Annotated in this window: 12 protein-coding genes; 8 read left to right on the top strand and 4 right to left on the bottom strand. The window is 71.9% G+C overall.

Features of this window, described 5'->3' with window-relative positions:
• Window positions 1-20: 20 nt before the first annotated feature.
• Both ACIRR9_RS25745 and ACIRR9_RS25740 read right to left on the bottom strand, forming a co-directional pair.
• A complete protein-coding gene (locus tag ACIRR9_RS25745) occupies window positions 21-1865 on the bottom strand; it encodes a serine/threonine-protein kinase (RefSeq protein ID WP_403756054.1) in 1845 nt (614 codons plus the stop codon).
• Between the two features lie 58 nt (window positions 1866-1923).
• Window positions 1924-2772, bottom strand: a complete 849-nt coding sequence (locus ACIRR9_RS25740) for a menaquinone biosynthetic enzyme MqnA/MqnD family protein (protein WP_403756051.1) — start codon at window positions 2770-2772, stop codon at window positions 1924-1926.
• 338 nt (window positions 2773-3110) lie between these two features.
• Here ACIRR9_RS25740 and ACIRR9_RS25735 point away from each other — a divergent pair, with 338 nt between their 5' ends.
• The gene (locus ACIRR9_RS25735) at window positions 3111-3314 is read left to right on the top strand and encodes a cold-shock protein (protein WP_007490911.1); all 204 of its coding nucleotides are present in this window, start codon (window positions 3111-3113) and stop codon (window positions 3312-3314) included.
• Between the two features lie 93 nt (window positions 3315-3407).
• Here the strand turns inward: ACIRR9_RS25735 and ACIRR9_RS25730 are convergent, their stop codons facing one another.
• On the bottom strand, window positions 3408-3971 hold the full coding sequence (locus ACIRR9_RS25730; RefSeq protein ID WP_403756048.1) for a helix-turn-helix domain-containing protein: 564 nt from the start codon (window positions 3969-3971) through the stop codon (window positions 3408-3410).
• Window positions 3972-4043: 72 nt separating this feature from the next.
• Here ACIRR9_RS25730 and ACIRR9_RS25725 point away from each other — a divergent pair, with 72 nt between their 5' ends.
• The 6 genes from ACIRR9_RS25725 to ACIRR9_RS25700 all read left to right on the top strand — a co-directional run bounded on the left by ACIRR9_RS25725 (window position 4044) and on the right by ACIRR9_RS25700 (window position 8968).
• Window positions 4044-4799 carry an AzlC family ABC transporter permease gene (locus ACIRR9_RS25725; protein WP_403756045.1) on the top strand — a complete coding sequence of 252 codons (756 nt, stop codon included), beginning with the start codon at window positions 4044-4046 and terminating at the stop codon, window positions 4797-4799.
• A complete protein-coding gene (locus ACIRR9_RS25720; RefSeq protein ID WP_403756043.1) occupies window positions 4796-5110 on the top strand; it encodes an AzlD domain-containing protein in 315 nt (104 codons plus the stop codon). Before ACIRR9_RS25725 ends, ACIRR9_RS25720 begins: the two co-directional genes overlap by 4 nt.
• A 37-nt stretch (window positions 5111-5147) precedes the next feature.
• Complete coding sequence (locus ACIRR9_RS25715; RefSeq protein ID WP_403756040.1) at window positions 5148-5786, top strand: class I SAM-dependent methyltransferase; 639 nt, start codon at window positions 5148-5150, stop codon at window positions 5784-5786.
• Between the two features lie 278 nt (window positions 5787-6064).
• On the top strand, window positions 6065-6763 hold the full coding sequence (locus tag ACIRR9_RS25710) for a TetR/AcrR family transcriptional regulator (RefSeq protein WP_403756037.1): 699 nt from the start codon (window positions 6065-6067) through the stop codon (window positions 6761-6763).
• A 135-nt stretch (window positions 6764-6898) separates the two neighbouring features.
• Window positions 6899-7102 carry a cold-shock protein gene (locus ACIRR9_RS25705; protein ID WP_031161015.1) on the top strand — a complete coding sequence of 68 codons (204 nt, stop codon included), beginning with the start codon at window positions 6899-6901 and terminating at the stop codon, window positions 7100-7102.
• Window positions 7103-7189: 87 nt separating this feature from the next.
• Window positions 7190-8968, top strand: a complete 1779-nt coding sequence (locus ACIRR9_RS25700; protein ID WP_403756033.1) for a DEAD/DEAH box helicase — start codon at window positions 7190-7192, stop codon at window positions 8966-8968.
• A gap of 241 nt (window positions 8969-9209) precedes the next feature.
• Here ACIRR9_RS25700 and ACIRR9_RS25695 read toward each other — a convergent pair whose 3' ends face one another.
• Entirely contained in the window at window positions 9210-11132 is a 1923-nt protein-coding gene (locus ACIRR9_RS25695; RefSeq protein ID WP_403756355.1) for an AMP-dependent synthetase/ligase, read from the bottom strand.
• Window positions 11133-11475: 343 nt separating this feature from the next.
• Between ACIRR9_RS25695 and ACIRR9_RS25690 the strand changes: the two genes are divergently transcribed.
• A complete protein-coding gene (locus tag ACIRR9_RS25690) occupies window positions 11476-12780 on the top strand; it encodes a 3-oxoacyl-ACP reductase (RefSeq protein WP_403756030.1) in 1305 nt (434 codons plus the stop codon).
• Window positions 12781-12791: the final 11 nt, after the last annotated feature.

Here is a 12791-nt window from a genome sequence, read left to right as displayed (position 1 = left end):
GGCCGGACCCCGGAAGGTCCTCAGTCCCCCGTCCTCGACATCACCGCGACCGGATTCCCCTCCGCCGAACTGTCCGACGTGTACACCAGGTCGCCGTGGCTCGGCGTCAGGTACACCGTGTTCCGGCCGGGATCGCAGCCGTCGTGGTTGCCCTCGACGCCCTCCGAGGACGCGACGATCTTCGTGGCCGTCACCGACTGCAGGGTGAGGACGTCCGTGCAGACCCCGCCCAGCTGGTCGGTCTGCCGCAGGCGGCCCAACTCCGCGCCGACCGCCGCCTGTTCGACGGTGACCCGGAAGGTGCCGATGGGCAGGTTGCCGGACAGCGCGGTGGCCGAGCCCTCCCAGGTGCCGAGGTAGGCGGCCGGGACCGCCCCCGGCTTCTTGACCGTCCCCGGCTCCTGGGAGGAGGCGGTGCCACCCGCGCTGTCCGTACCTCCCGCGCCCTCGATGTACGGCTTCACCAGGAACCCCACGCCCACGGTCACCGCCGCCAGCGCCCCGGCCACGGCCAGCGCGACCGTACAGCTCACCCGGCGGCCACGGCCGCCCTCGCCGGGTACGGCGGTCGCCGCGACGCTCACCGACACCTTCCCGGGCGGCACGGCATCCCGCGGCTCCGCCACGGTCGGCGAACCCGACGGCATGGCAGGCGGAGCGGCAGGCGTGGCGGGCGGAGCCACAGGCATGGCAGGCGGGGCCGCAGGCATGGCAGGCACAGCCCCGGAGACCGCAGGCGCAGCCCCGGGAACCGCGGGCGGCACGGTCGGCGGCGGCCCGAACTCCCCCGCCACCGCAGCGCCGGCCACCGCGCCGGCCTCCACCGCGTCGGCCGCGGCAGCACCCACCCCCGAAGCCCCCACGCTCGAAGGCCTCACCCCCGAAGCCCCCACCGAAGGACTGCTGAAACCCACCGGCCCGGACGCGGGTACCGCCCCCTGCGCCCCCTCCGCCGACTCCGCGCCCTGCGCCGCCTCAAGGTTCAGCACCTGTACGGCGCTTCGGCTCACCCTCTCCACCAGCGCCCCCGGCAGCCACCCGCCCGTCACCAGCCGCGCGGCCCCCTGCGGGGCCAGCCGCGCGGCCACCTCCGCCGGGCCCGGCCGGGCCCCCGCCTCCTTCGCGAGGCACGCCTCGGCCACCGATCGCAGCTCACCGCTCAGCGTGCCGAGTTCGGGTTCCTCGTGGACGACCTTGTAGAGCAGGGCGGCGGAGGAGTCGCCGGGGAAGGGCGGTTCGCCGTTCGCCGCGTACGCCAGCACCGCGCCCAGCGAGAACATGTCCGCGGCGCCCGTGACGCCCTTGCCGAGGATCTGCTCGGGGGACATGTAACCCGGCGAGCCGATCGAGACCCCCGAGGAGGTCAGTGACGCCGTACCGTCGATGGCCCGGGCGATGCCGAAGTCGATGAGCAGCGGCCCGTCGAGGGTCAGCAGGACGTTGGACGGCTTCACGTCCCGGTGCACCAGGCCCAGTTCGTGCACCGCCGCCAGCGCCTCCGCAAGGCCCGCGCCCAGCGCCCGTACCGTGTGCGCGGGCAGCGGACCGCCGTCGGTCACGGCGGCCGCGAGGGACGGACCGGCGGCGTAGGCCGTGGCGACCCAGGGCACGGCCGCGTCCGGGTCGGCGTCCAGGACGGGGGCGGTCCAGGCGCCGCCGACCCGTCGGGCCGCCGCCACCTCGCGGCGGAAGCGGGCCCGGAACTCCTCGTCCAGCGCGAAGTGCGGGTGCACGATCTTCACGGCGACGGTCCGGCCGCCGGCCGAACGGCCCAGATAGACCCGGCCCATGCCGCCGGAGCCGAGGCGGCCGAGCAGCCGGTACGGTCCGACGACGGCCGGTTCGTCACCCGCGAGCGGCTGCATGCGCCCTCACCCCCCAGAGAGTCCGGCCCCCTGAAGAGCCCACGCAGCAGAGTAGGGGCTAGGGCGCCAGCAGATCGACCTTCACGTCCGCCGGGAATCCGGTGGTCGGGCCGACCCGTCGTGCGAACTCCGTGACCGCCGCCAGCTGCGGTGCGCCGAAGCTGAAGTCGAGGGTGGTGAAGTACTGGGCCAGGGTCGCCTCGTCGAACGCCTCCCAGCGGGCGGCCTGTTCGGCGACCTTGGCGACCTCCTCCAGGGAGAGGTTGCGGGATTCGAGGAAGGCGCCGTGCACCTCGCGGGTGATCTGCGGCTCGCGCTCCAGGTAGTCCCGGCGCGCCGCCCACACCGCGAAGACGAAGGGGAGGCCCGTCCACTCCTTCCACAGCGCGCCGAGGTCGTGGACCTCCAGGCCGTAGCGGGGGCCGTCCAGCAGGTTGGCGCGCAGGGCCGCGTCGCCGATCAGCACCGCCGCGTCCGCCTCCTGCATCATCAGGCTGAGATCGGGCGGGCAGGTGTAGTAGTCGGGCTGCACGCCGTAGCGGTCGGCGAGCAGCAGCTGGGCGAGGCGGACCGAGGTCCGGGAGGTGGAGCCGAGGGCGACCCGGCGGCCGTCCAGCTGGTCCAGCGGGACCTGCGAGACGATCACGCAGGACATCACCGGGCCGTCGCAGCCGACGGCGATGTCCGGGAAGGCGACCAGGTCGTCGGCGTTGCGCAGGAACTCGACGAGGGTGATGGGCCCGATGTCGAGGTCGCCGCGCACCAGTCGCTCGCTGAGCTTCTCCGGGGTGTCCTTGGTGAGCTCGAAGTCGAGGAGGGTGCCGGTTCTCGCGAGCCCCCAGTAGAGGGGCAGGCAGTTCAGGAACTGGATGTGGCCGACGCGCGGCCGGGTGCGAGAAATGTCCACATCGCGAGACTAGACCCCATGGGGTACGGTGCTGAGACCGCCCCCGCCGTCAGCTCCGCGCAGTCAGCACCGCTGCAGGCACCCCTCAGGGCGTCAACCCACGCTTGAGGCCATTCAAACCTCCGGGTGACATGATCTTGGCCTCTGTTGCTTTCGGCTGCCCACATGCTAGGCTCGCCGCAAGTTGCAGTTTGGTTTCCCTTGCAGTACAGAGCCTGCGGAGCATGTAACCGTGGGCTCTCGTCGTTTTCAGACATATGCAGTTGTGCGGCACTTAGTTTGTTTTCACACTTGCAGGTTCTGGAGCAGGGCGACCCTTTTGAGCCCAAGGAGGGCTTATGGCTACCGGAACCGTGAAGTGGTTCAACGCCGAAAAGGGCTTTGGTTTCATCGCCCAGGAAGGCGGCGGCCCCGACGTCTTCGTCCACTACTCCGCGATCAACGCCAACGGGTTCCGCTCCCTGGAGGAGAACCAGCAGGTGAGCTTCGACGTCACGCAGGGCCCGAAGGGTCCTCAGGCGGAGAACGTCACCCCCGTCTGATCACGGAAATCCCAAGTCTGATCGCAGACTGAGTGCAGTACCCAAGGAGCCCCGCGCCGTCAGGCGACGGGGCTCCTGCCTTTTCTCCGCCGCCTAAATGTGCTGCATGACGAGGACGAACGTGGTGCCGGGCACCAGCGCCTCGTAGGAGTGCGGAACATCCCCGCGGTACGTCAGGTAATCCCCGGGGTTCAATTCGACGGTTTCTCCGCGTGGCCCCGCCTTAACCTGCCCGCCACATACGACAAGGTGCTCGACGGTCCCCGGAATGTGCGGCTCGGACTCGCGCGCCACGCCCGGCTCCATCCGCAGGTGGTAGATGTCCCGGCGGGTGCCGGGCGGGCAGGCCGAGAGCAGGGTGGCGGCGAAGTCGGCCCGTTCCGACGCGACGGTGGGCCCCTGCCCCGCACGGATCACCTGGACGGCGGACACCGGCGGCTCGACCAGCGCGCTGAACGGCACGCCCAGCGCGACCCCCAGCGACCACAGCGTCTCCACGCTCGGGTTGCCGCTGCCGGCCTCCAGCTGGGACAGCGTGGACTTCGCGATACCGGCCCGCTTGGCCAGTTCGGACAGCGAGAGCCCGGCCCGGGCCCGCTCCCGCTTCAGCGAACCGGCGATCCACTCCATCGGGAGCCGGTCGGGTGCCTCGGACATCTGATTCGTTCGCTCCATCGGTACGACCGTTCGCCTTGACGAACACCATCCTGCTTGTTCATTGTAAAGAACATGCGTTCGCCACACCGAACCAGCCCCCGAACCAGTCCCCGAACCGGTCACCAAGCCAGTCCCCGAACCAGTCTCCGAACCGGTCCTCCGCCGAACACCCGCCCCCGCGCCTCCCTCGCCCGGGACAGTTCCCTCGTCTGGCTGGCAAGCGGCGTCGTCGGCGTCTCCTTCGGCGCGGTCAGCGTCGCCGGCGGCCTCCCCGTATGGGTCCCGGTCCTGATGTCCCTCGTCGTCTACGCGGGCTCCGCGCAGTTCAGCGCGGTCGGCGTACTGCTCGCCGGCGGCGGTCCGCTGGCGGCCGCGGCCACCGGACTCCTCCTCAACACCCGTACGGCGGCCTTCAGCCTCGCCGTCGCCGACCTGCTCGGCCCCGGCCGCGCCACCCGCCTGCTCGGCGCGCACCTGGTGACCGACGAGACGGTCGCCTTCGCCCTTGCCCAGCCGGACCCGGCCCGCCGCCGCGCCGCGTTCTGGATCTCGGGGCTCGGCCTGTTCGCCGTATGGAACGCGGGGGTGCTGATCGGCGCCCTCGCCGGCACGGCCCTCGGCGACACCGCCCGTTACGGCCTGGACGCGGCGTTCCCGGCGGTGCTGGTGGCACTGGTCCTGCCGTCCCTCCGCAAGGACGCGGGGGTACGGCGCTCGGCCCTGCTCGGCGCGGCGATCGCCCTCGCGGTGACCCCGGCCGTCCCGGCCGGGGTCCCGGTCCTCCTCGCCCTCCTGGGCCTGTTCGCACATCCGGGGGTACGGCGATGAACGCGACGGTGGTCATGATCCTGGTCCTCTCGCTCGGCACCTACGCCTTCCGCCTGGTGGGCCCGGCGCTGCACGGCCGGGTGGAGATCCCGGCGCGGGTCCAGGAGCTGGCGTCGGCGGGTGCGGTGGTCCTGCTGGTCGCGCTCCTGGCGACCGGCGCGCTGACCGAGAACGGCGGCTTCGCGGGCTGGGCCCGCCCGGCCGGGGTGCTGGTGGGGGGCGTACTGGCGTGGCGCAAGGCGCCGTTCGTGGTGGTGGTCGTGGGCGCGGCGGCGGTCACTGCCGCGCTGCGGGCGGTGGGGCTCGGGTAGGGAGCGTTGTCAGTGACGGCCGTTAGGGTCCGCAGGCATGACCGCCGACTTCCTCACCGCCACCCGTACCTTCTACGACGCGATCGCGTCCGACTACGCCGAGCGCTTCCGCTCGGAGTACGACAAAAGGCCGGTGGAGAGGGCCATGTTGGAGGTGTTCGCCGAGCGGGTGGGTGCGGGCGGCGAGGTGGCCGACCTGGGCTGCGGCCCCGGCCGGGTCACCGGCCGGCTGGCCGGGCTGGGCCTGTCGGTGTTCGGCCTGGACCTGTCCGCGTCGATGCTGGCGATCGCCCGCCGCGAGAATCCCGAACTGCGCTTCGTGCAGGGCTCGATGCTGGAGCTGGAGGTGGCGGACGAGGTGCTGGACGGGGTGCTGTGCTGGTACTCGTCCATCCACACCCCGGACGACCGACTGCCCGACCTGTTCCGGGAGTTCAGGAGGGTGCTGAGGCCGGGCGGGCACCTGCTCCTGGCGTTCCAGGTGGGGGACGTGGCGCGTCGGCACGAGAACCCCTGGGGGCATCGGGTGACGCTGGACTTCCTGCGGCGGCGGCCGGAGGAGATGACGGCACTGCTGGCCGACGCCGGGTTCACGCTCTACTCCAGCACGGTGCGTGAACCGGACCCGGAGCTCAATGAACTGAGCCCGCAGGCCTTTCTCCTGGCCGAGCTCTGACGGGTTGGCATAGACCCGCGACCAGGCGATCAGCCCGTCCTCCCGTGCCCACGGCCAGGTCGGCACCGGGACCGGCACCGGCACCGGCCGAACCGGCCGACCGTTCAACCGGCCGCCCGCCGGCGCAGCACAGTGCGCAGGGAGACGGGCTCGCGGCCGATCAGCTCCGCCAGGGCGGGGTCGACGGTCGCGACCGATATCAGTGGAAACATCTTCACGATAACATCGGCACTAACGATGGAAGCAAGAAAGCGATATCGTTGATATATCGTTGATGCATGGGCTCGGAAGCACGTGACACGGACACCCGGCAGCGCGTCGTCGACGCCGCCATCGGACTGCTGTCGCGGGAGGGGCGGGACGCCGTCACCACCCGGGCGGTCGCGGTCGCCGCGGGGCTGCAGCCCCCGGCCATCTACCGGCTGTTCGGTGACAAGGACGGGCTGCTGGAGGCCGTGGCGGAGCACGGGTTCGCCACGTTCCTCGCCGGCAAGCGGGTCGATCCGGACCCCGAGGACCTGATCGAGGACCTGCGGGGCAGCTGGGACCTCGCGGTCGAGTTCGGGCTGGAGAACCCCGCGCTGTACATGCTGATGTACAGCGACACCTCGCACAGCGGGTCGGCCGCCTTCCGGGCCGGGCTGGAGATCCTGCGGGGGCGGGTGCGGCGGCTCGCCGCCGGCGGGTGGCTGCGGGTCGGCGAGGACCTCGCCGTCGACGTCATCCACGCCACCGCCCGGGGCGCCGTCCTCACCTGGCTGTCCGCGCCCGAGGCCGGCCGCGACCCGGCCCTGCTGAGCACCCTCCGGGAGGCCATGGTCACGGCCGTCACCAGCGAGAAGCCCGCCGTACGGACCACCGGTCCCGCCGGTGCCGCCCGCGCGCTGCGCGCCACCCTCCCCGACCGGACGGCCCTCAGCGGCGCGGAGCAGCACCTGCTGCGGGAGTGGCTGAATCGCCTTGCCGAGGACGCCTAGCGTGCTACGGTTGAGGTGTTGCAGTTGTGGTACCCATGAACCTGTGTGCGCCTGATGGGATTGCTTCTCCTTCAGGCGCATTATCTGTTTTCCGGCATCTCCGGATGGGGCCATTGCCTACAGAAGGAGAAAGTCATGGCACAGGGAACCGTGAAGTGGTTCAACGCCGAAAAGGGTTTCGGCTTCATCGCGCAGGACGGCGGCGGCCCCGACGTCTTCGCCCACTACTCGAACATCGCGACGCAGGGCTTCCGTGAGCTCCAGGAGGGCCAGCGCGTGTCCTTCGACGTCACGCAGGGCCAGAAGGGCCCGCAGGCGGAGAACATCGTCCCCGCCTGATCGCCGGACGCTCATCCGCGCACCGGGGTCCGCACCGTCATGGTGCGGACCCCGGTTTGTGCTGTTTCCAGGAAGGCAGACCACCGCATGTCCCGCAGGCCCCAGAGATCGAACCGGCGCACCTCGTCAGCCCCGCCGCCGTCCACGTCGGCGCCGACGGAGTTCCGGCTGCCGGAGAACACGACGCCCGCGCTTCCCGCCGTCGAGGACTTCGCCGATCTGGACATGCCCGCGGGGCTGCTGAAGACGCTCACCGCGCAGGGCGTGACCACGCCGTTCCCCATCCAGGCCGCCACCCTGCCCAACTCGCTCGCGGGCCGCGACCTGCTGGGCCGGGGACGCACCGGCTCCGGGAAGACCCTCGCGTTCGGGCTGGCGCTGCTGGCCCGTACCGCCGGACTGCGGGCGCAGCCCAGGGCGCCTCTCGCCCTCGTGCTGGTGCCCACGCGTGAACTCGCCCAGCAGGTGACGGACGCGCTGACCCCCTACGCGACCGCCGTGAACCTCCGGCTGGCCACCGTGGTCGGCGGGCTCTCCATCACCAAGCAGGCCGCCACGCTCCGGCGCGGCGTGGAAGTGGTCGTGGCGAGTCCCGGCAGGCTCAACGACCTCGTGGAGCGCGGGGACTGTGTGCTCGACGACGTCCGCATCACGGTGCTGGACGAAGCCGACCAGATGACCGACATGGGCTTCCTGCCGCAGATCACCAAGCTGATCGAGAAGGTACGGCCGGACGGGCAGCGGATGCTCTTCTCGGCCACTCTCGACCGGAACATCGACCGTCTGGTGCAGCGGTTCCTGACCGACCCCGTGGTGCACTCCGTGGACCCGTCCGCGGGAGCGGTGACGACCATGGAGCACCACGTGCTCCACGTCCAGGACGAGACCGACAAGAAGGCCGTCACCACGCGCATCGCGGCCCGGGACGGCCGGGTCATCCTCTTCCTCGACACCAAGAGGTCCGCCGACCGGCTCGCCAAGCGGCTGCTGGCCGTCGGTGTCCGCGCGGCGGCACTGCACGGCGGCCGCTCCCAGCCGCAGCGCACCCGCACCCTGGAGCAGTTCAAGAACAACGAGGTCACCGCGCTGGTGGCGACGAACGTCGCGGCCCGGGGCATACACATCGACGACCTCGACCTCGTCGTGAACGTCGATCCGCCCACCGACCACAAGGACTATCTCCACCGGGGCGGCCGCACGGCCCGTGCCGGGGGCTCCGGCAGCGTGGTCACGCTGGTACTGCCCGACCAGAAGCGGGATGTCAGCCGGCTCATGTCGGACGCGGGCATCCGCCCCCGGACCGCGAGTATCACGTCGAGCGACGCGGAACTGGCCGCCATCACCGGCGCCCGCGAGCCCTCCGGGGTGGCCGTCACCATCGCGATCCCCCAGCAGGCGGCACCGGCGGAGTCCCGGGACGGCAGCACCGGCGCCAAGCCCGGCAGACGCTCCGGCCGCCGCCGCGGAACCGGCGGCAGCCCCGACACGGCGACGGGCCGCCGAGCCGCCAACCGCCGGTCCGGCTCGGGCTCCGGGACGCCGGCGCCCGACGGCACCGCCGCATCCGGCAGGCGTGGCACCAACGGCCGAGCAGCGGCCGACGCCGGATCAGGCGCCCCTGCTGCCGGCCGCCGCGCCACGACCGCCGCTGGCACCGCCAAGGCCGCCCGGGGATCCGGCCGCCGCCCGACGGCCGACGGCACGGGAGGCCCCGCCTCCGACCGCCGCACCACGGCCTCCGGCACAGCCGCCGGCGGGTCCCGACGCCGAACGGCGACCGACGGCACCACCGGTGGTGCCGCCGACAACAACACCCGAGGCCGAGGCAGCGTCCGCCGAACCGGCCGCCGCCCCTCCGCCGCCTGAACCGCACCGAACGGCAGCCGGCGGCACGGAAAACCCCGCCGCCGGCACAGCTGCTTGTGAGCCCGGGCGCCGAACAGCGGCCGCCGCTCCCCCGCCGCCCAGACCGCGCCGAACGGCGCCCGACGGACTCGGGCGCTGCCGGGCGATGCCGGTCGCCGGCCGGGCTGTGTCGGTCGGGCCCGTTCCTGCCGGGGGCGTCGGTCCCGGCGGGGCGTGGTGTGGCGGAGATTCGGTGGGGTGGTTACTTCGTGTAGAGGCTTTCGATCTCTGTTGCGAAGTCCTTCATGATCTCCTCTCGGCGGAGCTTCATCGAGGGGGTCAGATGGCCCGCCTCCTCGGTGAAGTCGACGGGGAGCATGGTGAAGCGGCGGATGGATTCGGGGCGGGAGACCAGTTTGTTGGCCTCGTCGATCGCCCGCTGCAGGATCGCCTGCAACTCGGCGTCGTCCAGGAGGAGTTCCGGCGGCACCGGGTGCTTGCCGTTCATCTGGCGCCAGTGGGTGAGGCCGTCCCGGTCGAGGGTGACCAGGGCGCTGACGTAGGGCAGTCCGTCGCCGACCAGCATCACCTGGGAGATCAGGGGGTGCGAGCGGAGCCAGTTCTCCAGCGGGGCGGGGGCCACCGACTTGCCGCCGGCCGTGATCAGCATCTCCTTCTTGCGGCCGGTGATGGTGAGGTAGCCCTCGTCGTCCAACTCGCCTATGTCGCCGGTGGCGAGCCAGCCGTCCCGGGTCGCCGGGACGACCCCGCCGGCCGCCGGGTCCCAGTAGCCGCGCAGGACGTGGTCACCGGCGACCAGGATCTCTCCGTCGGCGGCTATCCGGACCTTCGTGCCGGGCATCGGCCAGCCCACCGTGCCCAGGCGGGGCTTGAGGGGCGGGGTGCAGGTGGTGGCGGCGGTGGTCTCGGTCAGGCCGTAGCCCTCGTAGATCTCGATGCCGGCTCCGGCGTAGAACGCGGCGAGGCGGCGGCCCAGCGGGGAGCCGCCGCAGATGATGTGGCGGACCTTGCCGCCCATGGCGGTGCGGATACGGCGGTAGACCAGCGGGTCGTAGAAGGAACGGGCGGTCTTCAGGGCGCGTCCGGGACCGCTGCCGGTACCGGTCTGCTTGGCCTCCAGCGCCTCGCCGTAGCGCTGCGCGACCCCGGTGGCCCGGTCGAAGACGCTGACCCGGCCGCCCGACTCCGCCTTGGCCCGCGCGGTGTTGAAGACCTTCTCCAGCATGTAGGGGATGGTGAGCAGACAGGTCGGTTTGAACGCGGCGAGATCCGGGAGCAGGTCCTCGGCCTTGAGGCTCGGGGCGTGCCCGAGGCGGACCCGGGCGCGGATGCAGGCGACCGCCACCATGCGCCCGAAGACATGGGACATGGGGAGGAAGAGGAGGATGGAGACCTCCTCGTCGTTGCGTGCCTTGAAGATCGGGTAGAGGAGTTCGATCGCGTTGTCGACCTCGGCGAAGAAGTTGCCGTGCGAGAGGGCGCAGCCCTTGGGGCGGCCGGTGGTGCCCGAGGTGTAGATGAGGGTGGCCAGGGTTTCGGGGCCCAGCATGCCTCGCCGTACGCCCACTTCGGCGTCCTGGACGTTCGGGCCGGCCTCCGCGAGCCGGTCCACATGTCCCTTCTCCATCACCCACAGGTGCCGCAGGTCGGGCAGCCGGTCGAGTTCGGGGCCGAGTGCGGCGGCCTGCGCGGCGGTCTCGGTGACCAGGGCGACCGCGCCGGAGTCGTGCAGGATCCACCGGGTCTGGAAGACGGACGAGGTGGGGTAGATGGGGACGGTCACCAGGCCGGCCGCCCAGGCGCCGAAGTCGAGGAGCGTCCACTCGTACGTCGTCCGGGCCATGACCGCGATCCGGTCGCCCGGCATCAGCCCCTCCGCGATCAGGCCCTTCGCCACCGCCTGCACCTGCGCCGCGAACCCGCCCGCCGTCACGTCCTCCCAACGGCCCCCGCCGTCCGCCGGTTTACGGCTGAGCACGACCGCGCCGGGATCCCGCTCCGCGTTCTCGAACGGCAGGTCGGCGAGCGACCCGTGCCGTACCGGCGGCGCGAACGGCGGTACGTACGCCTCCCGCACCACCCCGCTCAGCCGCTGCACGAGGGGCTCGACCAGGACCGGCTTGCCGTCGTAGTCCGTGGCGTTGACGGTGACACCGGGGGACACCGGCGGGGCGTTCTGGAAAGAGGAAGTGGACACGGAGCGGCTCCTGGGGCGTGCAGCGGGTGAACTGCTTGCTGCATGACGTACGCGCCTCGCGCACCGAGGCGTTCACCGGGACCGGGCCTCAGAAAGGGGTTACCGGCAGTTAGACAGGAGAGCGTACGGGCCCGCTGTGGCGGGGTTGTGAGGTTTCCGGGTTGGTCCGGGGCCGGGCCTGTGCAATCCCGGAGGTTACGTGAGGGTCTCTCACCTTAGGCCCGACTCCTGAACCTTGACAGCTGTGACGTAGGCTTACCTACGGTAACCTTACTTGAAAGTCAGAAATCGGGCGAGCCTGAGGACGGACATGACGGACCGCTATCTGAGCTTCACCGCCACCGCGCCGGGCCGCTTCCTCACCCGACGACTCGGGCTGCCGCAACCGGCGAAGCTGCTACGGCCGTCGCAAACGCCTTCCCTGCACGGCGGGTTGCTGCATCTCACCGCCGGCAAGTCCGATCTCGACCTGGCTCCGGTGCTCGCCCGTACGGGACGTGCGGCCGACCGCTCGGGCACCCCCGTCGCCGTCGTCCTCGACGCCACCGGGGTGCGGGACATCGACACGCTGGCCGAGGTGCACGCGGCCCTCCGCCCCGTCGTACGGTCCGTCGCCGCGAGCGGGCGGGTGGTGGTGCTGGGCGCTCCGCTCGACCCCGCCGACCATCACCAGGCCGCCGCCCAGCAGGCGTTGGAGGGCTTCACCCGTTCCCTGGGCAAGGAGATAGGGCGGGGCCGGACCGTCAACCTCGTACGGCTCGGCGGGGATGCGGGGGCCGCCGAGTCCACGCTGCGGTTCCTGCTCTCGCCGCGGTCCGCGTACGTCAGCGGACAGGTCGTCGAGGTCGGGGCGGGCGGCTTCACCGTGCCGGACGACTGGGAACGACCGCTCGCGGGGCGCACCGCGCTGGTCACCGGGGCGGCCCGCGGGATCGGGGCCGCCGTCGCCGAGACGCTGGCGCGGGACGGGGCGCGGGTCGTCGTCCTCGATGTGCCGGCCGCGGAGGTGGAGGCGCGTGCGCTGGCCGAGCGGCTGGGCGGAAGTGCGGTGGCGCTGGACATCACCGAGGCGGACGCGGGGGCGCGGATCGCGGATGCGCTGCCGGAGGGGCTGGACGTCCTCGTCCACAACGCGGGGATCACCCGCGACCGGAGGTTGGTCAACATGCCCGCCGAGCGGTGGAGTTCGGTGCTGGAGGTGAATCTCGGGAGTGTGCTGCGCACGACGGACGCGCTGCTGGAGCGTGGTGCGCTGAAGGCCGGTGGACGGATCGTGGGTACGGCGTCCATCGCCGGCATCGCCGGTAACGCGGGGCAGACGAATTACGGGGCGAGCAAGGCGGGGGTGGTGGGACTGGTGCGGTGCCTGGCGCCACGGGCGGCGAGTGAGTTCGGGGTGACCGTGAACGCGGTCGCCCCCGGGTTCATCGAGACGAGGATGACCGCCGCGATTCCCTTGTTCATACGGGAGGCCGGGAGGCGGATGAACTCGCTGGCGCAGGGTGGGGTGCCGGGGGATGTGGCGGAGACGGTGGGGTGGTTGGTGGAGCCGGGGTCGGGAGCCGTGAACGGCCAGGTCGTGCGGGTTTGCGGACAGAGCCTTTTGGGGGCGTAGCGGTTGTTCGG

The sequence above is a fragment of the Streptomyces sp. NPDC101234 genome (assembly GCF_044767525.1).
Classification (GTDB): Bacteria; Actinomycetota; Actinomycetes; order Streptomycetales; family Streptomycetaceae; genus Streptomyces; species Streptomyces sasae.
This window is presented reverse-complemented; position numbering and strand designations above follow the sequence as displayed.